This is a genomic window from Rhizobium sp. 42MFCr.1 (assembly GCF_000377185.1).
GTDB lineage: Bacteria > Pseudomonadota > Alphaproteobacteria > Rhizobiales > Rhizobiaceae > Rhizobium > Rhizobium altiplani.
The window spans coordinates 49,715-68,738 of record NZ_KB897829.1; the positions used below are offsets into that span (position 1 = coordinate 49,715).

Below are 19,024 nucleotides of genomic sequence, written 5' to 3' on the forward strand. Positions count from 1 at the left end.
CCATGAAACACTCCCAAGCTGAAATCCTTCGTGAATATGGCCCCTTTCCAGATGTGAAGCAGGTGGGCGGCGTGACCTTTGACGGTCGGAATGTCTGGTTCGCGTCCGGCGACAGGCTGAATGCCCTCGATCCCGATGTCGGTGAGGTCGTGAATACGATCGCCGTTGCGGCACACGCCGGAACGGCTTTCGATGGGCGCTATCTTTTCCAGATTGCCGAGGACAGGATCCAGAAGATCGACCCGAAGACGGGCGAGATAGTCTCGACGATTCCGGCCCCCGGCAATGGCGGTGATTCCGGGCTCGCCTGGGCGGAGGGAACGCTTTGGGTCGGAGAGTATCGCGGCCGGAAGATCCATCAGATTGATCCCGAAACCGGCGCTGTCCTTCGCAGTATCGAGTCCAACCGTTTTGTTACCGGGGTGACCTGGATCGGCGATGAGCTCTGGCATGCCACCTGGGAGGGCGACGAAAGCGATATCAGGCACATTGAACCAGAGACCGGGCAGGTCCTGGAACGGGTCGAGATGCCGGCTGGTATCGGTGTATCGGGACTTGAGTCCGATGGCGCGGACCGGCTGTTTTGCGGCGGTGGAAACAGCGGCAAGATCCGGGCCGTCCGCCGGCCGAAATAGTCAGACCGTGCTCGCGCATGTGCGCGGTCGGCGCGGGAAACCGCGAGTTCGGCCTGTGACTAGTCCAATGTCCTGCGGAAGCGGCGCACGGCGATGAACATGGCGACCGCCATCAGGCAGGCCAGGGCAGTGGTGTCGTAGGCAAGGGTCTGGATGCTGGCGCCCTTCAGCATGATTGCCCTGACGATCCGGATATAGTGGGTCAGCGGTAGTGCCTCACCGATCCATTGCGCCCATTGCGGCATGCCGGCGAACGGAAACATGAACCCAGACAGCAGGATATTCGGCAGGAAGAACATCATCGCCATCTGCATCGCCTGCAGCTGATTGGCCGCAATCGTCGAGAAGGTGTAGCCGATCGACAGATTGGTGATGACGAAGAGCGCGGTTGCGGCCGCGAGCGAAGCCGGGCTGCCGAGGATTGGAACGCCGAACACAAACAGGCCGGCCGTGATAATGAGCAGCGACTGGATGAGGCCGATCAGCACATAGGGCGCGATCTTGCCCAGCATGATTTCCAGCGGCTTGATCGGCATGGAAAGCAGGTTTTCCATGGTGCCGCGTTCCAATTCCCGGGTGACCGAAAGAGCCGTGAAGATCAGCAGCGTCATCGTCAGGATCGTGCCGAGCAAGCCGGGCACGATATTCAAAGTCGACGAACCGGCCGGATTGTAGCGCCGGTGCTGGACGATCGAGAATGCGGGCCTGGTCGGCTCGGAGAACTCGACCTGGCGGTCATTGGCGAGCGCCGACGTCACGATGCCTGATAGCGCACCCAGCGCCGAGCTCGATGCGACCGGATCGGTGGCATCGGCCGCGACCAGTAGCGAGGGCGTGTCGCCGCGCCGAAGCGAGCGTTCGAACCCTTCCGGAATTTCCACGACGAACAAAGCCCTGCCGGATTCCAGAAGCGAATCCATGTCTTCGGCTCGGGTAACGACAGAGCGGATCTGGAAGAAATCGGTGTTCTCGAGGGCGGCCAAAATAGATCGGCCGACATCCGTGTTCTCGCGCATCAACACAGCGGTCGGCAGATTGTGCGGCGTCGTGTTGATCGCAAAGCCGAACAAGAACAACTGCATGATCGGCAAGGCGACCATCGTCGCCAACGTTATGCGGTCGCGGGTCATCTGGATGAATTCCTTGATGGTCATCGCCCAGAAGCGCCCGAATGAGATGCCGTTGCGGTTTGCCGGTCGCGTCGTCATTGGAAATTATCCTCCGCGCGACGCATCAGGTCGATGAAGGCATCTTCCAACGTCGCTTCACCCTTTTGCCACTTGAGGTCGGGCCGTTCGCGATAAGGCGCGATTGCCTTTTCGAGCGCCTTCGGATCGCGGCCGGCAACATGCAGGCTGGTCCCAAACGGTGCCATCATGTCGATGCCCGGCACATTCTCAAGTTCGGACTGGAGACGATGCACCTCGGGCCCGGAGACGGTCCATGTCACGAGGCCGGTGCCGGCAATCACCTCGTCCACCGTTCCCTGCGCCAGCAGTTTGCCGTAGGCGATATAGGCGATCTCGTGGCAGCGCTCGGCCTCGTCCATGTAGTGGGTGGAGACCAGGACAGAGAGGCCGTCAGCGGCGAGGGCGTGGATCTCGTTCCAGAAGTCGCGGCGGGCTTTGGGGTCGACACCGGCGGTCGGCTCATCGAGGAGGAGTAGCGCCGGTTCGGGCAGGATACAGGCGCCGAGCGCGAGACGCTGTTTCCAGCCGCCCGAGAGCTCCCCCGCAAGCTGCTGTTCGCGGCCCTTCAGGCCAAGGCGGTCTATGGCGGCGCTTGCCTTGCCGCGGGCATCGGCCAGACCGTAGACGCGGGCGACGAACTCGAGGTTTTCCCGGATCGACAGATCCTGATAAAGCGAAAACTTCTGAGTCATGTAGCCGACACGGCGGCGAATACGATCGCTCTCGGTCAGGATGTCGAAGCCAAGACATGTGCCATTGCCGCTGTCTGGCGTCAGCAGACCACAGAGCATACGGATTGTCGTGGTCTTGCCGGAACCGTTGGGGCCAAGAAAGCCGTGGATGCGGCCCTTCTTGACCGTCATCGACACGTCATCGACCACCTTTCGGCTGCCGAAACTCTTGGTGAGGTGATGGACGTCGATGACGGTCTCCGGAGCATCGACGGCGATGGCTGTGTCGCTCATGGTCGCGCTCCCGCGGTGACATCCACCGGCTGGCCAGGACGCAGCGCCGTGGGATCGGTCGGGATCGCCTCGACGCGGTAGACGAGTTTGGCACGCTCATCGAGGCTGTAGATTACCGGCGGCGTGTATTCGGCGTTCTTTGAGATGAAGCTGATCGTCGCGTCGGTCGGCTGGCACGCGCTGCATGCAACGCGGATCGGCTGGCCCAGCGAGAAAAGCGCAAGCTCGGTTTCGGGTACGAAGAAGCGGACACGGATGTTCTCCGGCGGCAGGAGCGCCACGATCGGCCGGCCGGCAGGGACGACCTCACCCGCGCGATAGTAGATGGTCTCGATACTGCCTGTTGCCGGCGCCGAGACGAAGCGACGGGAGAGCGCGGCTTCCGCAGCGGCGAGATCGGCCTTTGCGACCGCGACTGCTTCCCTCGACTGGCGCAGCGTTTCGATGCGGGCAGGCAGGTTGGCGAGCGTGATCTGGCCGCGGACATTATCGAGGACGGCACGGTTGGCGGCTTCGGTGGCCGTCGCCGTATCGAGGTCCGCCTTTGTCGCGGTGCCGCGCTGGACCAGCACCCGGGTGCGGTCGAGCTCCTGTGCGGCAAGCTCCAGCCGGGCGATCGCCTCACGTTCGCTCGCGCGCAGTACATCGATCTCTTCCGGTCGCTTTTGCGCGGCCTCGGCGAGTTCCAGTTCTGCCTGCAGGCGCGCCAGCGAAGCGCGTGCGGAGCCGACGGCTGCCTCCTCGCTCCGCGAATCCAGGCTGAAGAGCGGCGAACCGGGCGCAGTCGCCTGGCCTTCGACGACGTCGAGCTTGACCAGCCGCCCGCCGGTGTCGGCGCCGATGAAAAGTGTGTCGGCCTCGACCCACCCCTGGTAGGCACGTTGAGACCTGTCAGAAAACAGGAGGGGCAGAGCCGCAAGTGCCGCGGCGGCCACGAGAGCGACGGTAAGGATTCGTCTCATATCGCGCCTCCTTGGGGCACGAAGAGCGTGTCGAGGAATGTGTCGAATAGCTTCTGCGCGTGGAGGTGCTCGTAGCCTTCGAAGAGCGTCGCCCAGACGATCGACATCAAAGCAGGCGCCATAACCAGTTGCGGAACGTCTGCGACGGCGGGATTGCGCAGTTCACCGCGTGCGGCGGCGCGGGCAAGCACGATCCGCAGGATCGCTAGACCCTTGGTGATGATCTCGCGGTAATAGAATTCGGTCACGACAGGGAACATCGGTCCTTCCGCGAGGATCAACCGCAGAAGGTGCCGGCGCTCTGTCTCCAAAACCTCGCGTTTGAAGATGGAATAGAACATCGCAACGGCGGCCCGCGCCGGGATCGCATCCTTCTCAACCATGCCGCCGACCTCGCCGAGGATCGGCGAGGCGATGCCGGAGACGAGATCGATGAACAGCCGCTCCTTGTCGGGAAAATGCAAGTACACCGTGCCCTTGGCGATGCCCGCCCGCGCCGCGACGTCCTCCATGCGGGTCGCCGCGAAACCGCGCTCCGCAAAGCAGGCGAAGGCGGCGGCGAGGATCTCGGCGCGGCGCTGCTCGGGGTCTCGTTTCTCCCGCTTTCTCTCTGCCATTCTCTTGCATCCAATTATGACTGACTGGACAGTCATTAACGCAACGTGCGCTTTTTCGCAAGCCGAGTCCGATGTGAAGCGGCCCTACGATGATGACGACGAACGGACATTCCGCGCTAAGGGGGCGAGGGCCTCATGATGGGGCGTCCTCACTCCAGACCGTCAACCGGTAGCGTCTTCGGAACGTGGCCATCGTCTCCTCACGACGGAGATGCGGATCGTCGACGACGGATCGCGTTTGTTGCCATTTCTCGTCAGCAGGTATCAACTGCGCCAGGCAGACACGAAAGAGGTTCAATTTCCATGATCGTTCAGGCCTGTATCAACGGCGCGCGGCCAATCGACTATCATCCGCAATTGCCTGTCACGGTTGAAGCAATCGCACGGGATGCCGCCGCCGTGGTCGCTGCCGGTGCCGCGGAACTCCACATTCATCCGCGTGCCGTTGACGGGAAGGAAAGTCTCGGCGCTGTTGATGAGACCATTGCTGCGGTTCGGGGCTCCTGTCCGGGTTCGTTTCTCGGCATATCCACCGGTGCCTGGATTGAAGGCGACGCGCACCGCACCCTTGAGGCCATTCGTTGCTGGAGTGTCCTGCCCGACTATGCGTCGGTGAACCTCTCGGAGGACGATGCCCCCGCCGTCATGGCATTGCTCCGCGATAAGGGAGTTGGGATTGAAGTCGGGTTGGCGTCAGTCGCGGATGCGGAGCGGTACATCGGACTTGAAGCCCATGAGCGCGTTTTGCGCATCCTCATCGAACTTGACAACGAACAGGACCTGAGGGGCGCTTTCGATGTCGCGGAGGGGATCGTCGGCACGCTACAGCGTGGGAATGTGCAGCGGTCCGTCCTGATGCATGGCTTCGACGCGACCGTCTGGCCGTTTGTCCGGCTGGCGAAGGAACGACGCTATTCCACCCGCGTCGGCCTGGAAGATGGAAAGCTCCTTCCCAGCGGGATGATCGCCGCGAACAATGCCGAGCTTGTCGCGGCGGCCGTCGAGATCTTTAGCAGCGAGAGCTGATCCTCGAGCCCGTGCCGCGAGCGCCCGCTCAACGCGGGCAGCTGGCGATGTATCGCCGACCGTAACGGTCACGGAAATAGCACTGACCAGGCCGCCCAGCGACGTTGCCAATGACCGCGCCAGTGGCACCGCCGATCGCTGCGCCCACGGCGGCACCGCGCACGTTGCCGGTCGCCACGCCACCGATGACCGCGCCGGAGGCTGCACCAATTCCCGCGCCTTGCTCGGTGGGCGTGCATCCGGCAATCGTGGCCCCTGCCAGAAGCAGCAAAATCGACGTGCGTTTCATCTCGCTTTCCTTCCTGTTCGATTTAATTCGCGCGAGGGTAGATAGAGGGATTTCGGAAAAGACAATTGTTGCTTTTAGTTCGCCGCCAAGCCTGCTTCGTTCGATCAATCGACCGCTGGTATCTCCATTGCCTATTGGACCGCTTGCTCCAATTAAGATTGGGTTTCAACCAAAAGCAGGGTCCCATCATGAACGAGCGTGAAGAGAAAATCCGTCGTCGTGCTTATGAAATCTGGGAGCAGGAGGGGCGCCCGCACGGCCAGGATATGAAACACTGGCTACAGGCGTTCAAGGAATTCGGCCAGCAGGCAGACAATGCAAGCAAGCCGACGGCCAAGGCCAAATCCGCCAAGCCGCGCGCCGCGCCGAAACCCGCTGCCGACAAGCCTACGGCGAAGAAGACAAAGGCGGCCGCGATCGCGATAACGGCTGCGCCCGGAGACAAGCCCCGTCGCACGCGTTCTCCAAAGTCCGTCACGACACACTAATCGTCAGCGCCTTCCCCGCCCGGGCCAACGTGGTTTGACACAGGGCGTTCGGATGTCGGGCGCAGCTGTTGGACTTTGCGCAACTGGGCGGCGAAGACGACCGTGATCATCAGCGGCCTTCGCCTCGGAGCAAGTCACGCCAAAACCTTGGCCTCGACCGCGGCTGCGACAAAGGCATCTCTGGCGGCTTCCAGGTGTGCAAGGTGGTTCATGGCTTCCACGCACCGACGCTTCGCCGCCTCAACGTGCATGCTGCTTTGGAGTGGCCACCTGTGCTCCAGATAGTCAACAGCTTCAGCCGGACCATGAATATGTTCAGAGGGGCGCGTTCCAATCCGGATAGCCACCGGTGCGGCCCACCTTGGTTCGGTTGCATGGCTGATCGTGTTCATGATGAACCTCCTCTCTGCCAACAAACGATAAGCGGGATGTAGGTGTTCGCGGGAGCCATTCAACACCTATCCCGCCCTCAAGACGATGCCTCGACAACATATTGATGCGAGGCTGTTTCGGCAGCCAACTCGACGCGAGTCAGTGGACACTTGGCAGTCTTGCCGATACGGCGAAGTCCTCCGCCACAAGTTCGCTGATTGCGATCAGAACCTCTTCAGCGGTAAAGCCGGATGCTATCGTCGTTCGGATCAGATCCTGAAGATCCGGCTCGATCACCTCCCGGCAGTCTTCGAGTCGTTCGTCCGAAACAGTCAAGCTATGCAGTTCTTCCATAATCGACCCTTTCTTGGGGTGGAATGCCGCCGAGGACTCCCGGCGGTCATCTTATAAAGTTATCGGCCCGATGAGCGGCGCTTGGGCGAGGCCAGGAGACCTTCGCGCTGCAACTTCTTGCGGTTGGCCTTGCGTTGTCTGGCGATCGCCTGTGCTCGTTCGCGCACGCGTCGCTCCGATGGCTTCTCGTAAGCCCGGCGTTCCTTCATTTCGCGGAAAACACCCTCGCGCTGCATCTTCTTTTTCAATGCGCGCATGGCCTGTTCGACGTTGTTGTCTCTGACAATGACCTGCATCTTTTTCTCCTTGTTGTTGCGATTGAGTGCCTCTCAGCCAAGCTGCTCGGCGATCAGCTCCTGCAGCTCACGACGGGTGAGAAGGCAGGGGTAAGGTTTCCAGTTCTTGTCCGGGCGGCGAGCGGCGTCATCGCGCTCGCGCGGACTCGCCGCTGGGGCGGCGGCGGTAATGGGTTTGTTCAATTGAAGTCCTTTGCCGCACTGGCGGCATGCTCGACATGGCGACCTTTGTTTCCATCACGCAGACCGGAGGAAACGCAGTGAGATGGGACGCACGATGCGTCGACCATGTCAGGTTCGAATTTTTCGGGTGACCGCCATAAGATGGGAACGCGAGCGATGCGTTGCAAGGCTTCGTTGCGTCATACGCCCGTCGCCTACGCCGTCGACGCTGCTTGCTCTATGTTGCGGGCGACATTGCGGCCAAACTCTGAGAGGGCGTCTCTAAGCGTCGGTCCGCTGAGATTTTGGTTGGGATTTTGGCGAGGTCACCGCAAAACAGACGATGTGAGTTTTGCAGTGACCTCTTGATGACTAGGAAATGTAATCATCCAAGCACATGCTACCTGAAGTATGGAAATAGGGAATTTATCACATACGGTAATCCACATGAACTTTGGGAGCTGTCACCTGTTTCGCGGATGTCCGCTATGAACCTTTCGGGGAATGCCGGGCTCGAATGGTGATCCGCCGTTCGTAGCCGACCCCAATTCGGATGATGCTCTTTCCGCTGCGGGTCAGGATGTCCCAGGTCCGAATTTTCGAAGAAAGCCGCGGCGACTGTCTCGGTCCTACTGGCGCCGAGTGATCTTCGCAATTTTCCGCGACGCATACATCGCATCCGATTAAATCGCAAATGTATTGACCTCGCGATCCTGTTTGTGTACTTAAAGCGCATCCGAGTTATTCGTGTACGAAGTAAATCAACAGAAAGGGACTTTGCTATGAGGCAAGGGAAAAGGTTCATGGAGCCAGCCGTCGATGCCGTGCAAACCGATGAACGCGCGATGGGCGGCCAACACCCAAACGCGCCCCAGGCCTATAGTGAGTTTTCGCGAGTGCTTGACCCGTCTATCTATGAGGCGCTGCCCGACGATTGGCTGGTCGGCATAACAGACGTCGTCGGTTCGACGTCCGCGATCAAGTCCGGGCGCTATGAAGACGTCAACTATGCCGGCGCATCGGTGATTGCCGCGGTTGGGAATGCCTGGGGCGACTTTGATTTCCCCTTTGTGTTTCGCGGAGACGGTGCGGCATTCGCGCTGCCACCGCAGGGGATCATGACCGCGACATCAGCGTTGCGGCAGGTTGTCGCCTTTGCCAAGACCAATCTCAACCTTGCTCTCCGGGCCGGCCACCTGTCCGTGGGCGAGATACGTGCCAACGGACGCGACGTGCGCGTCGCGCGCTACGCCGCCTCTGAAGACGCGACTTACGCGATGTTTGCCGGCGGCGGTCTCAAGTGGGCAGAGCGGCAAATCAAGAACGGCCGATATCTGGTGAAGCCAGGCAGCTACACAACCGAGCCCGATCTGACCGGCCTGAGCTGCGATTGGGAGCCGTTTCCGAGCCAGAGGGGCGAGATCCTGTCGCTACTGGTCGAGCCATCCGAGGGCCGGAGCCCCGAAGCCTTCGCGGCATTGGCGAAGTGCGTGCTTTCCGTTCTCGACGCCGGCACGCGGCAAGCCCATCCCCTGTCGCGGGATACCGCCATCACCAAGGACAGGGCGAGGTCGGTCAACCTCGAAACCTGGTTGGCGGTCGCCTCCAACTCAGACTTCCGCAAATTTGACGATGGCCTGCGTCTAACGTTGGATTGCACACGCGAACAGATTGAAGCGGTCGAAGCCATCCTGGTTGCAGCAAAGGCGCGGGGTGAGGTCAACTTCGGACTGCATCGCCAATCTCACGCGCTCATGACCTGCTTCGTGCCTTCGGGCAAACCAGATTCGCATCTGCACTTTCTGGACGGCAGGGGTGGCGGATACGCCAAGGCGGCCGAGATGATGGAGGCAAATGAGCTTCCGATGGTGTCAGCTCGCTAGGGTAAACGCTGCCCGACGCGCGTCCCATTCAGGAGAATTGCCGGCGTACTGCCACTGCAGCCCCTAACCGTGGCTGCGCGCTAGATGGACGTTCGGGCGGAGAGAGGATGTGGCGCGCCGCGCTGGCACCTCAACCACGCCGGGCGGCTTCGATCACCGCAACGTCAATCTTCTTCATGGTCATCATCGCATCAAAAGCACGCTTTGCCTGATCACCGCCTGCCGCAAGCGCGTCGGTCAGGATGCGCGGTATGATCTGCCAGGACACACCCCACTTGTCCTTGCACCAGCCACACTCGCTCTCTTGACCGCCATTGCCGACAATGGCGTTCCAATAGCGGTCGGTCTCCGCCTGATCCTCCGTTGCGATCTGAAATGAGAAGGCTTCGGTCTGCTTGAATACTGGACCGCCATTCAAGGCGATGCACGGAATGCCCGCAACCGTGAATTCGACAACCAATACATCTCCCTGCTTGCCGTCTGGATAGTCTCCAGGTGCGCGAATGACGGCGTCCACTGCGCTATCGGGAAAAGTTTCGGCGTAAAACCGGGCGGCAGCCTCACCATCTTTGTCGTACCACAGGCAGATCGTGTTCTTTGCCATTGCGCGGGTCCTTTCGGTCTCCGTTTCGGATCTCCTTCCTCAGATAAGGGGCAACCCGTCTTTCTCCACCCTATGCAGGCGATTTCACGCGCGCAGTTGCCAAGCGCCATGCCAATCGCCGGGATGGAAGTTCTCCTTGGTGGCATCTGCACCTGAGGCGGCGGAGCGCCGAATACATCGACGCTCACGGGCGCAGTAGAGATCAATCCTTTGCCGATCCGTCCTGCGTTGCCTTCAGGAGGTTGTTGCGCAGGCGTACCACGGATTTCTGCACGACTGGGAAGTCCTCTCCGAGGCCGGTCGCATCGACCAATGGCGCGCCGGGATCCGCAGCGACAAGGTCGCGTCCAGCCGCCGTCAGGCTCAATCGTACCTGCCGCTCATCAGCGGGATCGCGTTTGCGGCGGATATAGCCCAGAGATTCAAGTTTTTTGAGCATGGGGGTCAGCGTGTTCGATTCCAGGAATAGCTTTTCGCCCAGTGTTCCGACCGTCTGGTCGTCTTTATCGGAGAGGGCAACCAGCGCGATGTATTGAGTGTAGGTCAGGTTCAGCTGGTCCAGGATCGGCTTGTACGCACGGCCGAAGGCCAGGTTTGCGGAATAGACCGCGAAGCATAGGAAGTTCGAAAGCTTGTTGTTCTTGCTGTCGGCCTCGCCGGAAACGGGCGCCTCTGTCTCCAGGGTTTTGGCGGTTTTGGATGCGGACATGGGAGATCCTACTCGGTTGCTTTTCGCTTCTCTCTATATAAATCGCATCCGATTAAATCGCAATGGTATTGACGACACCTTTCGAGCAACATATTTAGATCGTATTCGATTAAAGCGGATGCGAATGAAAAGCTGACCCGAAAGGATTTTACGATGACTGAGAAGCTCCTCTTTACCGGCAAGACCCATAACAAGGGTGGTCGCGACGGTTTCACACGCAGCAGCGATGGCGAGCTGGATCTTCGCCTGTCGCAGCCGCACCCGGCTGCCGAACGCCTTTTTGGCGCCGCATGGTCTGCTTGTTTCATTGGCGCCATCGAGCTCGCTGCAGCCCAGAGAAAGATCAAGCTGCCCGTCGAGCCCGAGATCGACACGGAAATCGATCTGAACGCCGACGGCGGATCCTTTTTTCTGCGCGCGCGGCTCAACGTCAGCCTGCAGGGCATCGACCGAGATGTCGCAGAGGAACTGATCCACGCAGCGCACGAGATCTGCCCGTACTCCAAGGCAACGCGCGGCAATATCGACGTGGCGCTCAATCTCATCTGAACGGATGAAGAACGCGCCCGGCGCAGCGCTACATCGGCGCCGGCCCTGCTGAGGTAAACTCATGTGACGTTCCGGCAATCCGCCGGAGCACCCAAGGAGAAACAGGAATGCGTGATGTCGTCGAATTGCAGTTCGATCTCACCCCTCCCACACAAGAACAGATGCAGCAGCTTGTGGCGGATCTCAGTGAGGACGACCGTCATCTGCTCTTGGAGCATGGCGAGGAGGCGCCGTTTTGTGGCGTCTTCCTCCACGAGCGACGCGAGGGGCTCTATACTTGCCGCCTCTGCGGTCTTCCCCTGTTCAAGGCCGTTTCCAAATTCGAAAGCGGGACAGGCTGGCCGAGCTTCACTGCGCCTGCCGCCAAGGATCACCTGCGGCGCATTCGCGATACCCGCTACGGCATGGTCAGAACAGAGATCGTTTGCGCACGCTGCGGCGCGCATCAGGGGCACGTCTTTCTCGACGGCCCGCCTCCGACAGGCGAGCGCTTCTGCATAAATTCAGGGTCGCTCGAGTTCACGCCGAAAGGGCAGCCGCTCCCTGACAAGCTTGGACGCGGTCGTCCCGAGGGCGAGCTTGCGCGGTAGTTGCGGGTTCGATAACTCAGACGATCGGCGCCAGCGTTAGGCGGTTATTAACGCTGGCGCACGACTTCACCTTCATTTGCGAGCAAATGGAGCGCGGGTCCGCCCACTGGTGATTGCGCTATGCGCAGGTCCGTCTATCTTGGCCCTGAGTGCTCAAGCGCAGTGCAACCGGGGCAGGGATCATGAAAGCCGCCTTCCACAAGACCTTGATGATCCTCGTCGCTTTAGCGCCGTCGGTGGCCTCAGCTCAGTCAGGCGGCTGGCAATCCGACGGCAGAGGGACGAGCACCTGGCAAGTGTCGCCATCGGAAGGCACCTGCAACGTCAGCCAAGCGCAAAACAGGGCACGGCGAGCAGGTATCCGTCGGACTGACCTGGTCTATCGCGACGAGAACGTCGTGACGCTGAGAGGGCTGACCGAGTGGGGTGAACGCCGCGATATCACCTTTGCCAACATTCGAGGATGTCCTGAGATCGGCTTTCAGGATCTGCAACCGAGCCAACCCAGGCGCTGAGGTTAACCACGACCGTTGACCGGACGCCGGTCCCTCGAGGTAATTGAGCGCGACGGTTCCTCAGGCTGGGTAACGCTGTAGCCATGCTGCCAGCCTATAAAATGCTTGTGACCTGATGTTGGGGCAGCAAATAATCTTCGTGACGCGCTGCGGTCGTTTTGCACGTCGCTCCATCGCGGTCTCGCCCGACCTGCGTCGAATTCCGTATGCTACCGTAAAATACGTTGGTGCCGTGGACCGAATGGACTTATGCTGCATGTGCGAACAAAGCGCATGAATGACGGTGCGGTTAACTATTCACAGTGCAGACGCAGATCGCGAATACACTCCGAGCATAAGTCTTTGACCTCTCGCCGAGAGGGTGAACGAGGAGATTTGGCATGCGGTACCCTTCGTATCTTCCGACAGCTGATTTCGCCACTCACTTCGGTCCTGCGGGCTTCTTTTTCGACTATGCCATGGATGCCACGCAGCGCAGCGTGCTGTTCTGGGATGTCATGCGAAAGCGCGGCAACCAATATCGGGCTCACGCCGAAGCGACGGCGCCGCATGTACTGAGCTTCACGCCGGAGATCGTCATTGATGGACGTTCCCTCCCGAGACCCGTCAACTACGCGCTGGTTCGGATCGTCCCGCCCAAGGGGATCGAGGTTGACGACACGCGCCGGCCGTTCGTTGTCGTCGATCCGAGAGCCGGACACGGGCCCGGCATCGGCGGCTTCAAGGCGGACAGCGAGATCGGTGTCGCGCTCAAGGCTGGGCATCCTTGCTATTTCATCGGCTTCCTCCCACAGCCAGTGCCGGGGCAGACGATCGAAGACATTGCGCAGGCCGAGGCTGCTTTTCTTGTAAAGGTGATTTCCCTGCATCCTCAGGCGGACGCCAAGCCCTGTGTGATTGGAAATTGCCAGGCCGGATGGGCCGTCATGATGCTGGCCGCCATGCGCCCGGAACTGTTCGGCTCGGTCATCATTGCCGGCGCGCCGCTGTCCTATTGGGCCGGCGAACGCGGCAAATACCCGATGCGCTACTCGGGTGGGTTGCTCGGCGGCAGCTGGCTGACGGCGCTTACCAGCGACCTCGGACACGGGCAGTTCGACGGCGTATGGCTGGTGCAGAATTTCGAGAACCAGAACCCGGCCAACACGCTCTGGACCAAGCAGTACAACCTCTACTCCAAGATCGACACCGAGGCGCCGCGCTATCTCGGCTTCGAAGAGTGGTGGGGCGGGCACGTCAGCCTGAATGCCGAAGAGATCCAATTCATCGTGGACGAGCTCTTCGTCGGCAATAATCTGGCGGCGGGCCGCATAAAGACATCGAATGGCGAGGCGATCGACCTACGCAATATTCGCGCGCCGATCGTCGTCTTCTGCTCGAAAGGGGACAACATCACGCCGCCCGCGCAGGCGCTCGGCTGGGTGCTGGACCTCTACGACGATGTGAACGAGATACGTTCGCACGGGCAGACGATCGTCTACACGGTACATGAAACGATCGGCCATCTCGGGATCTTCGTGTCTGCGAGCGTTGCCCGCAAGGAGCACGGCGAGTTCTCCAGCAATATCGACCTGATCGATGCGCTGCCGCCCGGTCTCTACGAAGCGACCTTCGAAGCAAGGACAGACGAGACCATCGGCGGAGACCTGGTCGAGGGCGATTGGATCATGCGATGCGAGGCAAGAACGCTCGACGATATCCGTGAGCTCGGTTGCAATGACGCCGAGGACGATCGCCGCTTTGCGACCGTCGCAAAGGTCTCGGACATCAACCTGTCGCTCTACAAGACGTTCCTCCAGCCTTTCGTCCGCGCCATGGTGCCCGACTGGGCGGCGGAACAATTGCGGGCAACGCACCCGCTGCGGCTGCAATATGAGCTCTTCTCCGACGTTAATCCCTGGATGGCGCCGATTGCGGATCTCGCTGTCGAGGTGGCGGACGAACGTCGTCCGGTTCCTGCGGACAATCCGTTTCTGGCCATGGAGCAGGCCGTCTCGCGCCAGATGGTAGCGGGGCTGGACGCCTGGCGCGAGGGGATGGAGGCGCTGAGTGAGGCGACCTTTCTCACTGTTTATGGGTCTCCGCTGCTGCAGGCGGCTGTCGGTATCGATCCGTCCGATGCAACGCCACATCGGCGCGCGGCCAAGACCGGCATGCATGTCCAGATGCTCAAGGCGAGGATCGAGGAACTCAAGGCGCAAATCGGCAACGGCGGGCTTCGGGAGGGCATGGCGCGCAGCCTGCTTTACGTCGCGATGGCGAGTGGCGCAGCCGATGAGCGTGGCTTTGCCGCCATCCGCCGGATGCGGCGCGCCGAGGACGGAATGCCGGCAATGACGCTCAGCGAATTCAAGGCGTTAATCCGCGATCAGTTCTTCATGCTGCTGATCGATGAGGAAGACGCCGTGAACGCGATCCCCCGCCTGCTGCCGGCGGAGGAGGGCGTTCGCCGCCAAGCATTGGATTCGCTTCGGCAGGTTCTGAATGCGCGGGGTCCGCTTTCGGAAGAAGCCGAGAAGCGGTGGCAGAGGATCATCGGGCTCTTCGACGTTGGCAGCGAGACCGTCGCCGAGCCCGTAACGCCGCCGATGAAGCCCACCCCGGTCAAGGCTGTCAGACGCGGGGCTTGAACCCGGTCTTTTCAACATGGAGCAGACGCAGATGCCGGATCTGAACAACGCCAGGGAAGAAGCCGAGAGTCATGAGAAATACGAGCGGCTGATCGCTAAAGCAAAGCAGGTTCCGCGGATGCGAACGGTCGTCGTCCATCCTTGCGATGAGACGTCGCTGCGCGGCGCTGTCGAAGCAGCCGAGGTCGGGCTGATGCATCCGATCCTTGTCGGGCCGGTGGAAAAGGTGCGTGCGGTCGCAAAGTCGCACGGCCTCGATATCTCGCCGTTCGAACTGATCGACACGCCGCACAGCGACGCGGCCGCGGCAAAGGCAGTGGAAATCATCCGCGAAGGCGGTGCTGAACTGCTGATGAAGGGCAGCCTGCACACGGACGAGCTCATGCGGGCCGTGACCTCATCAGCCACAGGACTGAGGACAGCGCGGCGGATCAGCCATGTCTTCGTCATGGACGTCCCGCATCATGCGGAAACGCTCTTCATCACCGACGCAGCCATCAACATCGCGCCGGATCTCGACGCCAAGCGGGACATTATCCAGAACGCCATCGACCTTTTCACGCAGATCGGCCTTGGCACGCCGCGGGTGGCGATCCTTTCGGCCGTCGAGACGGTCACGTCGAAGATCCCTTCGACAATCGACGCCGCCGCGCTCTGCAAGATGGCCGAGCGCGGACAGATTACCGGCGGTATTCTCGACGGACCGCTTGCCTTCGACAATGCAATCGACCCGGAAGCGGCGAGGATAAAGGGTATCCACTCTCCGGTTGCCGGCCACGCCGAAATCCTCGTCGTTCCCAATCTGGAAGCCGGCAACATGTTGGCGAAGAACCTCACCTTCCTGGCAAGGGCAGATGCAGCTGGCATCGTGCTCGGTGCGCGCGTGCCGATCATCCTGACATCGCGGGCAGATTCGGTGCGGGCCCGTCTTGCCTCTTGCGCCGTCGGCGTCTTGCTTGCCGATGCGCGCCGCCGCACGGCACCGATACAGGGTGGTTGAGGCCATGGACACCATCCTCGTCGTGAATGCCGGTTCGTCCAGCCTGAAGTTCGAGGTATTTTCGGTCGCGGACTCGTTGGAGCGGCTGATCAAGGGGCAGATGGAGGGGATCGGCACCGCGCCGCACCTGACCGTCAAGAGCGCCGGCGGCGAGCGGCTGGAGAACGAAAATCATCCACCCGAAACCGTTCCCGATCTGCCGGCGGCGATGCGGCTGGTGGGGGAGTGGTTGCGTCAGAGGCAGCAGGGCCGGTTGGTTGCTGTCGGCCACCGGGTTGTTCATGGCGGTCCGAACCATTCACGTCCAGCGCGCATCAATGAGGAGTTGCTCCGCGAATTGGAGCAATACACGCCGCTGGCGCCCTTGCACCAGCCCAACAACCTCGCGCCGATCCGTGTGTTGCTGGAACGCCAGCCGCAGCTTGCACAGGTCGCCTGCTTCGACACCGCCTTTCATCGCGGCCATGACCCAATGACGGACCACTATGCCATTCCGGCGCACTATTTCGACGAGGGTATCCGGCGCTATGGTTTTCACGGGCTGTCCTACGAATATGTGGCCGGACGCCTGGCCGAGATCGCGCCTGACGTTGGCAACGGACGGGTCATCGTCGCGCATCTCGGGAGCGGCGCATCCATGTGCGCGCTGTATAAGGGGCTAAGCGTCGAGAGCACGCTCGGATTCACGGCGCTCGACGGGTTGCCGATGGGCACGCGATGCGGGCAGATCGATCCTGGTGTACTTCTCTACCTGCTCCAGCAGCATGGAATGACGGCACCGCAGTTGCAGGATCTCCTCTACAAGGAGTCGGGCTTCAAGGGGCTTTCCGGCATCAGCAACGACGTGCGCGACCTGCTTGCCAGCGACGACGCCGGCGCGAGGCTCGCGCTCGACCATTTCGTGCATCGCATCGGCCTCAATGCCGGCGCGCTGGTTGCGGCCCTCGGCGGGCTGGACGCCTTCGTGTTTACGGCGGGTGTCGGTGAAAATTCAGCGGTGATGCGCGCCCGGATTGCCAAAAAACTTGGCTGGCTTGGAGCGTCGCTCGACCCAGCACGAAACGAGGCCAGTGAGTTGCTCGTCTCGAGCGACGACAGCAAGGTCGCTCTTTATGTGGTGCCGACCGACGAGGAACTGATGATCGCACGGCATACGTTCGCGCTTATCGCTGCATAGGCGCCTGCCACACCTATTGAGCTGAAGAGAGGGCTGACATGATTCCCGAGGTAAAGGCCAAGCTTCTCGAAGGAAAGCGCGGACTGGTGGTCGGCATTGCCAATGACCAGTCGATTGCCTGGGGTTGCGCAAGGTCATTTCGCGCCTTGGGCGCGGAGCTTGCAGTGACCTATCTCAACGACAAGGCCAGGCCTCATGTCGAGCCACTGGCCGAGGCGCTGAAAGCGCCGATCTTCATGCCGCTCGACGTCGCGGTCCCGGGACAATTGGAGGCGGTGTTCGACCGCGTCGCGGAGCAATGGGGCGAACTCGATTTTCTCGTGCATTCGATCGCCTTTTCGCCGAAGGATACGCTGCAGGGACGCGTCGTGGATGTGCCGCAGGAGGGGTTTTTGAAGACGATGGACATTTCCTGCTGGTCGTTCATTCGCATGGCGCATCTTGCCGAACCGCTGATGAAACGCGGCGGCAGCCTGTTCACGATGACCTACTACGGCAGCCAGATGGTCGTGAAGAACTACAACGTCATGGGGGTCGCCAAGGCGGCGCTGGAAAGCGCCGTTCGGTACATTGCCGCGGAACTCGGACCCAAAGGCATCCGCGTGCATGCGATCTCGCCGGGCCCGCTGGCAACGCGGGCAGCCTCGGGCATTCCCGAGTTCGACGAACTCCTGAACAAGGCCCAGGAAACGGCCCCGGCGCGCAGCCTCGTATCGATTGACGATGTCGGCATGGCGACTGCCTTCTTGGCGCATGACGCGGCGCGATTGATGACGGGCGATACCATCTACATCGATGGCGGCTATCACATCATAGATTGATCCCGACAAGGGGTGGCGCCATCGGAAGTATCGTCGCTAAAACAAGCCGAACCCGACGCTCAGAGTGCGAGCGACGGGTTCGGTCGAGGTTTCGGAGAGTGTCAGGATTTGGCTGCCGCGGCGCGCTGTTTGCGGTATTGCACGGTCGGCAGACCGCCCCAGCCCCAATTGTCGAGATCGACTTCTTCGATCACCACATAGGTCGATTCAAGCGGCTTGTTGAGGACGTCGAGCAGAACCTGGCTGACGCCCTCGATGATTGCGGCCTTCTCTTCGGCCGTGACCGAATTGCGATCAGGCGTGGTTCCTTCGCGGGTAACCTGTACAGTGACGATAGGCATTTCCGTCTCCAATGAAAGAGGGTTGGTTGCGTCATTGACGGCAGTCGCGCTGTTGCAGCGCAGCCGCTCCATAGTGCTGGCTACCAGCGGCCTGCGTTCGAGCCGCCGTCGACATGGAGAATCTCGCCGGTGATGAAGCCCGCGGTCTCCAGATAGAGAACGGCGTCGACGACATCGCGAATGTCGCCCATGCGGCCGACCGGATTCAGCCCGGCCAGTGCCGAGTGCTTTTCAACCGCATGCATCGGCGTCTTGATAATCCCTGGAGAAACCGCGTTTACACGAATGCCGCTCTTCGAGAACTCCATCGCCAGCGACCGGGTGGCCGCGTTCAGACCGCCCTTGGTCAGGGAAGCAAGCACAGAGGGCACGCCAGCGATTGGCTGGTCGACGAGGCTGGTGGTAATGTTGACGATGTGCCCCGAACCGTGCTTCAGCATCTCCGTGGCGGCGCGCTGGGTGATGTGGAAGAAACCAGCCACATTGACACCGAGGTTATGGTCGTAGTCTTCCTGGGTCATTTCGACGAACGGCTTGGCCAGGAAAACGCCTGCATTGTTCACCAGTGTGTCGATGCGGCCGAAGCGCTCGAGCGTTTCGCGCACGATCCGCTCCGCGGTCTCCGGTTTGCCGATATCGCCTGCGACGTCAATAATGTCCGCATCGACGCTGGGCTTGATCGACCGGGAGGTGGCGACGACGCGATAGTTCCGGTCGCGGTAGGCCCGCACCAATTCTGCGCCGATGCCTTGCGATGCGCCGGTGATGATGGCGACCTTCTGTTGCGTGCTCATGATGTGATCCTTTCAATTGCCGCGGCCGTTTCAGGTGAGGCCGCCCTCCGCCCTC

24 protein-coding genes are annotated in these 19,024 nt (G+C 61.0%); 11 read left to right on the forward strand and 13 right to left on the reverse strand.

Annotated features, from left to right (window positions below; translation table 11 throughout):
- The first annotated feature begins 2 nt into the window (after positions 1-2).
- Positions 3-635: a Vgb family protein gene (locus tag C934_RS0113920; protein WP_018857285.1), complete on the forward strand. Its 633-nt coding sequence runs from the start codon at positions 3-5 to the stop codon at positions 633-635.
- Between the two features lie 59 nt (positions 636-694).
- Here the strand turns inward: C934_RS0113920 and C934_RS0113925 are convergent, their stop codons facing one another.
- From C934_RS0113925 to C934_RS0113940, 4 genes are read right to left on the reverse strand one after another with little or no spacing between them, the layout of a single operon-like run.
- The gene (locus C934_RS0113925; RefSeq protein WP_018117179.1) at positions 695-1,843 is read right to left on the reverse strand and encodes an ABC transporter permease; all 1,149 of its coding nucleotides are present in this window, start codon (positions 1,841-1,843) and stop codon (positions 695-697) included.
- Complete coding sequence (locus C934_RS0113930) at positions 1,840-2,790, reverse strand: ABC transporter ATP-binding protein (protein ID WP_018857286.1); 951 nt, start codon at positions 2,788-2,790, stop codon at positions 1,840-1,842. The genes C934_RS0113925 and C934_RS0113930 overlap by 4 nt, the downstream gene beginning before the upstream one ends.
- Complete coding sequence (locus tag C934_RS0113935) at positions 2,787-3,752, reverse strand: HlyD family secretion protein (RefSeq protein ID WP_018857287.1); 966 nt, start codon at positions 3,750-3,752, stop codon at positions 2,787-2,789. Before C934_RS0113935 ends, C934_RS0113930 begins: the two co-directional genes overlap by 4 nt.
- A complete protein-coding gene (locus C934_RS0113940; protein ID WP_018857288.1) occupies positions 3,749-4,369 on the reverse strand; it encodes a TetR/AcrR family transcriptional regulator in 621 nt (206 codons plus the stop codon). Before C934_RS0113940 ends, C934_RS0113935 begins: the two co-directional genes overlap by 4 nt.
- Positions 4,370-4,672: 303 nt before the next feature.
- On the opposite strand from C934_RS0113940, the gene C934_RS0113945 reads away from it, so the two are divergent.
- On the forward strand, positions 4,673-5,395 hold the full coding sequence (locus tag C934_RS0113945) for a 3-keto-5-aminohexanoate cleavage protein (RefSeq protein ID WP_018857289.1): 723 nt from the start codon (positions 4,673-4,675) through the stop codon (positions 5,393-5,395).
- Positions 5,396-5,423: 28 nt separating this feature from the next.
- Here the strand turns inward: C934_RS0113945 and C934_RS0113950 are convergent, their stop codons facing one another.
- The gene (locus tag C934_RS0113950) at positions 5,424-5,684 is read right to left on the reverse strand and encodes a YMGG-like glycine zipper-containing protein (RefSeq protein WP_018857290.1); all 261 of its coding nucleotides are present in this window, start codon (positions 5,682-5,684) and stop codon (positions 5,424-5,426) included.
- 188 nt (positions 5,685-5,872) lie between these two features.
- Between C934_RS0113950 and C934_RS0113955 the strand changes: the two genes are divergently transcribed.
- A complete protein-coding gene (locus tag C934_RS0113955; RefSeq protein ID WP_018857291.1) occupies positions 5,873-6,172 on the forward strand; it encodes a DUF2934 domain-containing protein in 300 nt (99 codons plus the stop codon).
- A 134-nt stretch (positions 6,173-6,306) separates the two neighbouring features.
- Here the strand turns inward: C934_RS0113955 and C934_RS0113965 are convergent, their stop codons facing one another.
- From C934_RS0113965 to C934_RS35150, 4 genes are all read right to left on the reverse strand, one after another.
- Complete coding sequence (locus C934_RS0113965; protein ID WP_018117187.1) at positions 6,307-6,564, reverse strand: DUF982 domain-containing protein; 258 nt, start codon at positions 6,562-6,564, stop codon at positions 6,307-6,309.
- Between the two features lie 139 nt (positions 6,565-6,703).
- Positions 6,704-6,898 carry a hypothetical protein gene (locus tag C934_RS0113970; RefSeq protein ID WP_018117188.1) on the reverse strand — a complete coding sequence of 65 codons (195 nt, stop codon included), beginning with the start codon at positions 6,896-6,898 and terminating at the stop codon, positions 6,704-6,706.
- 59 nt (positions 6,899-6,957) lie between these two features.
- Entirely contained in the window at positions 6,958-7,194 is a 237-nt protein-coding gene (rpsU, locus tag C934_RS0113975) for a 30S ribosomal protein S21 (protein WP_018857293.1), read from the reverse strand.
- Between the two features lie 33 nt (positions 7,195-7,227).
- Positions 7,228-7,377: a hypothetical protein gene (locus tag C934_RS35150; RefSeq protein WP_167354905.1), complete on the reverse strand. Its 150-nt coding sequence runs from the start codon at positions 7,375-7,377 to the stop codon at positions 7,228-7,230.
- 782 nt (positions 7,378-8,159) lie between these two features.
- Here C934_RS35150 and C934_RS0113980 point away from each other — a divergent pair.
- Positions 8,160-9,239 (forward strand): DUF3095 family protein, encoded by a 1,080-nt coding sequence (locus tag C934_RS0113980; protein ID WP_018857295.1) that lies wholly within the window; start codon positions 8,160-8,162, stop codon positions 9,237-9,239.
- 130 nt (positions 9,240-9,369) lie between these two features.
- On the opposite strand, the gene C934_RS0113985 is transcribed toward C934_RS0113980, so the two are convergent.
- Both C934_RS0113985 and C934_RS0113990 read right to left on the reverse strand, forming a co-directional pair.
- A complete protein-coding gene (locus C934_RS0113985; RefSeq protein ID WP_018857296.1) occupies positions 9,370-9,843 on the reverse strand; it encodes a VOC family protein in 474 nt (157 codons plus the stop codon).
- Between the two features lie 202 nt (positions 9,844-10,045).
- The gene (locus C934_RS0113990; RefSeq protein ID WP_018857297.1) at positions 10,046-10,552 is read right to left on the reverse strand and encodes a MarR family winged helix-turn-helix transcriptional regulator; all 507 of its coding nucleotides are present in this window, start codon (positions 10,550-10,552) and stop codon (positions 10,046-10,048) included.
- A gap of 153 nt (positions 10,553-10,705) precedes the next feature.
- Between C934_RS0113990 and C934_RS0113995 the strand changes: the two genes are divergently transcribed.
- The 7 genes from C934_RS0113995 (at position 10,706) to fabI (ending at position 17,834) form a co-directional block, all read left to right on the forward strand.
- Positions 10,706-11,101, forward strand: a complete 396-nt coding sequence (locus C934_RS0113995) for an organic hydroperoxide resistance protein (RefSeq protein WP_018857298.1) — start codon at positions 10,706-10,708, stop codon at positions 11,099-11,101.
- A 107-nt stretch (positions 11,102-11,208) separates the two neighbouring features.
- Positions 11,209-11,691: a peptide-methionine (R)-S-oxide reductase MsrB gene (gene msrB / locus C934_RS0114000; RefSeq protein ID WP_018857299.1), complete on the forward strand. Its 483-nt coding sequence runs from the start codon at positions 11,209-11,211 to the stop codon at positions 11,689-11,691.
- Between the two features lie 182 nt (positions 11,692-11,873).
- Positions 11,874-12,206 carry a hypothetical protein gene (locus tag C934_RS0114005; protein ID WP_018117196.1) on the forward strand — a complete coding sequence of 111 codons (333 nt, stop codon included), beginning with the start codon at positions 11,874-11,876 and terminating at the stop codon, positions 12,204-12,206.
- 380 nt (positions 12,207-12,586) lie between these two features.
- Entirely contained in the window at positions 12,587-14,836 is a 2,250-nt protein-coding gene (locus C934_RS0114010) for a DUF3141 domain-containing protein (RefSeq protein ID WP_018857300.1), read from the forward strand.
- A 31-nt stretch (positions 14,837-14,867) separates the two neighbouring features.
- On the forward strand, positions 14,868-15,836 hold the full coding sequence (locus tag C934_RS0114015; RefSeq protein ID WP_245267953.1) for a phosphate acetyltransferase: 969 nt from the start codon (positions 14,868-14,870) through the stop codon (positions 15,834-15,836).
- A gap of 4 nt (positions 15,837-15,840) precedes the next feature.
- Positions 15,841-17,013: an acetate/propionate family kinase gene (locus C934_RS0114020; RefSeq protein ID WP_018857302.1), complete on the forward strand. Its 1,173-nt coding sequence runs from the start codon at positions 15,841-15,843 to the stop codon at positions 17,011-17,013.
- 38 nt (positions 17,014-17,051) lie between these two features.
- Positions 17,052-17,834 (forward strand): enoyl-ACP reductase FabI, encoded by a 783-nt coding sequence (gene fabI / locus C934_RS0114025; protein WP_018857303.1) that lies wholly within the window; start codon positions 17,052-17,054, stop codon positions 17,832-17,834.
- Between the two features lie 101 nt (positions 17,835-17,935).
- On the opposite strand, the gene C934_RS0114030 is transcribed toward fabI, so the two are convergent.
- Together C934_RS0114030 and C934_RS0114035 are read right to left on the reverse strand one after the other, a co-directional pair.
- On the reverse strand, positions 17,936-18,175 hold the full coding sequence (locus C934_RS0114030; protein WP_018117200.1) for a tautomerase family protein: 240 nt from the start codon (positions 18,173-18,175) through the stop codon (positions 17,936-17,938).
- Between the two features lie 80 nt (positions 18,176-18,255).
- Positions 18,256-18,969 (reverse strand): SDR family NAD(P)-dependent oxidoreductase, encoded by a 714-nt coding sequence (locus C934_RS0114035; RefSeq protein WP_018857304.1) that lies wholly within the window; start codon positions 18,967-18,969, stop codon positions 18,256-18,258.
- Positions 18,970-19,024 lie beyond the last annotated feature (55 nt).

What these genes read in the sequence shown, in the direction of transcription:
- C934_RS0113955 (WP_018857291.1), top strand. Translation starts at nt 5,873, where the DNA reads ATGAACGAGCGTGAAGAGAAAATCCGTCGTCGTGCTTATGAAATCTGG.
- C934_RS0113945 (WP_018857289.1), top strand. Translation starts at nt 4,673, where the DNA reads ATGATCGTTCAGGCCTGTATCAACGGCGCGCGGCCAATCGACTATCAT.
- rpsU (WP_018857293.1), bottom strand. Translation starts at nt 7,194, where the DNA reads ATGCAGGTCATTGTCAGAGACAACAACGTCGAACAGGCCATGCGCGCA.
- msrB (WP_018857299.1), top strand. Translation starts at nt 11,209, where the DNA reads ATGCGTGATGTCGTCGAATTGCAGTTCGATCTCACCCCTCCCACACAA.
- C934_RS0113935 (WP_018857287.1), bottom strand. Translation starts at nt 3,752, where the DNA reads ATGAGACGAATCCTTACCGTCGCTCTCGTGGCCGCCGCGGCACTTGCG.
- C934_RS0113920 (WP_018857285.1), top strand. Translation starts at nt 3, where the DNA reads ATGAAACACTCCCAAGCTGAAATCCTTCGTGAATATGGCCCCTTTCCA.
- C934_RS0113990 (WP_018857297.1), bottom strand. Translation starts at nt 10,552, where the DNA reads ATGTCCGCATCCAAAACCGCCAAAACCCTGGAGACAGAGGCGCCCGTT.
- C934_RS0113930 (WP_018857286.1), bottom strand. Translation starts at nt 2,790, where the DNA reads ATGAGCGACACAGCCATCGCCGTCGATGCTCCGGAGACCGTCATCGAC.
- C934_RS0114015 (WP_245267953.1), top strand. Translation starts at nt 14,868, where the DNA reads ATGCCGGATCTGAACAACGCCAGGGAAGAAGCCGAGAGTCATGAGAAA.
- C934_RS0113925 (WP_018117179.1), bottom strand. Translation starts at nt 1,843, where the DNA reads ATGACGACGCGACCGGCAAACCGCAACGGCATCTCATTCGGGCGCTTC.
- C934_RS0114030 (WP_018117200.1), bottom strand. Translation starts at nt 18,175, where the DNA reads ATGCCTATCGTCACTGTACAGGTTACCCGCGAAGGAACCACGCCTGAT.
- C934_RS0113980 (WP_018857295.1), top strand. Translation starts at nt 8,160, where the DNA reads ATGGAGCCAGCCGTCGATGCCGTGCAAACCGATGAACGCGCGATGGGC.
- C934_RS0113950 (WP_018857290.1), bottom strand. Translation starts at nt 5,684, where the DNA reads ATGAAACGCACGTCGATTTTGCTGCTTCTGGCAGGGGCCACGATTGCC.
- fabI (WP_018857303.1), top strand. Translation starts at nt 17,052, where the DNA reads ATGATTCCCGAGGTAAAGGCCAAGCTTCTCGAAGGAAAGCGCGGACTG.
- C934_RS0114005 (WP_018117196.1), top strand. Translation starts at nt 11,874, where the DNA reads ATGAAAGCCGCCTTCCACAAGACCTTGATGATCCTCGTCGCTTTAGCG.
- C934_RS0114010 (WP_018857300.1), top strand. Translation starts at nt 12,587, where the DNA reads ATGCGGTACCCTTCGTATCTTCCGACAGCTGATTTCGCCACTCACTTC.
- C934_RS0113970 (WP_018117188.1), bottom strand. Translation starts at nt 6,898, where the DNA reads ATGGAAGAACTGCATAGCTTGACTGTTTCGGACGAACGACTCGAAGAC.
- C934_RS0113985 (WP_018857296.1), bottom strand. Translation starts at nt 9,843, where the DNA reads ATGGCAAAGAACACGATCTGCCTGTGGTACGACAAAGATGGTGAGGCT.
- C934_RS0114035 (WP_018857304.1), bottom strand. Translation starts at nt 18,969, where the DNA reads ATGAGCACGCAACAGAAGGTCGCCATCATCACCGGCGCATCGCAAGGC.
- C934_RS0113995 (WP_018857298.1), top strand. Translation starts at nt 10,706, where the DNA reads ATGACTGAGAAGCTCCTCTTTACCGGCAAGACCCATAACAAGGGTGGT.
- C934_RS0113965 (WP_018117187.1), bottom strand. Translation starts at nt 6,564, where the DNA reads ATGAACACGATCAGCCATGCAACCGAACCAAGGTGGGCCGCACCGGTG.
- C934_RS0113940 (WP_018857288.1), bottom strand. Translation starts at nt 4,369, where the DNA reads ATGGCAGAGAGAAAGCGGGAGAAACGAGACCCCGAGCAGCGCCGCGCC.
- C934_RS0114020 (WP_018857302.1), top strand. Translation starts at nt 15,841, where the DNA reads ATGGACACCATCCTCGTCGTGAATGCCGGTTCGTCCAGCCTGAAGTTC.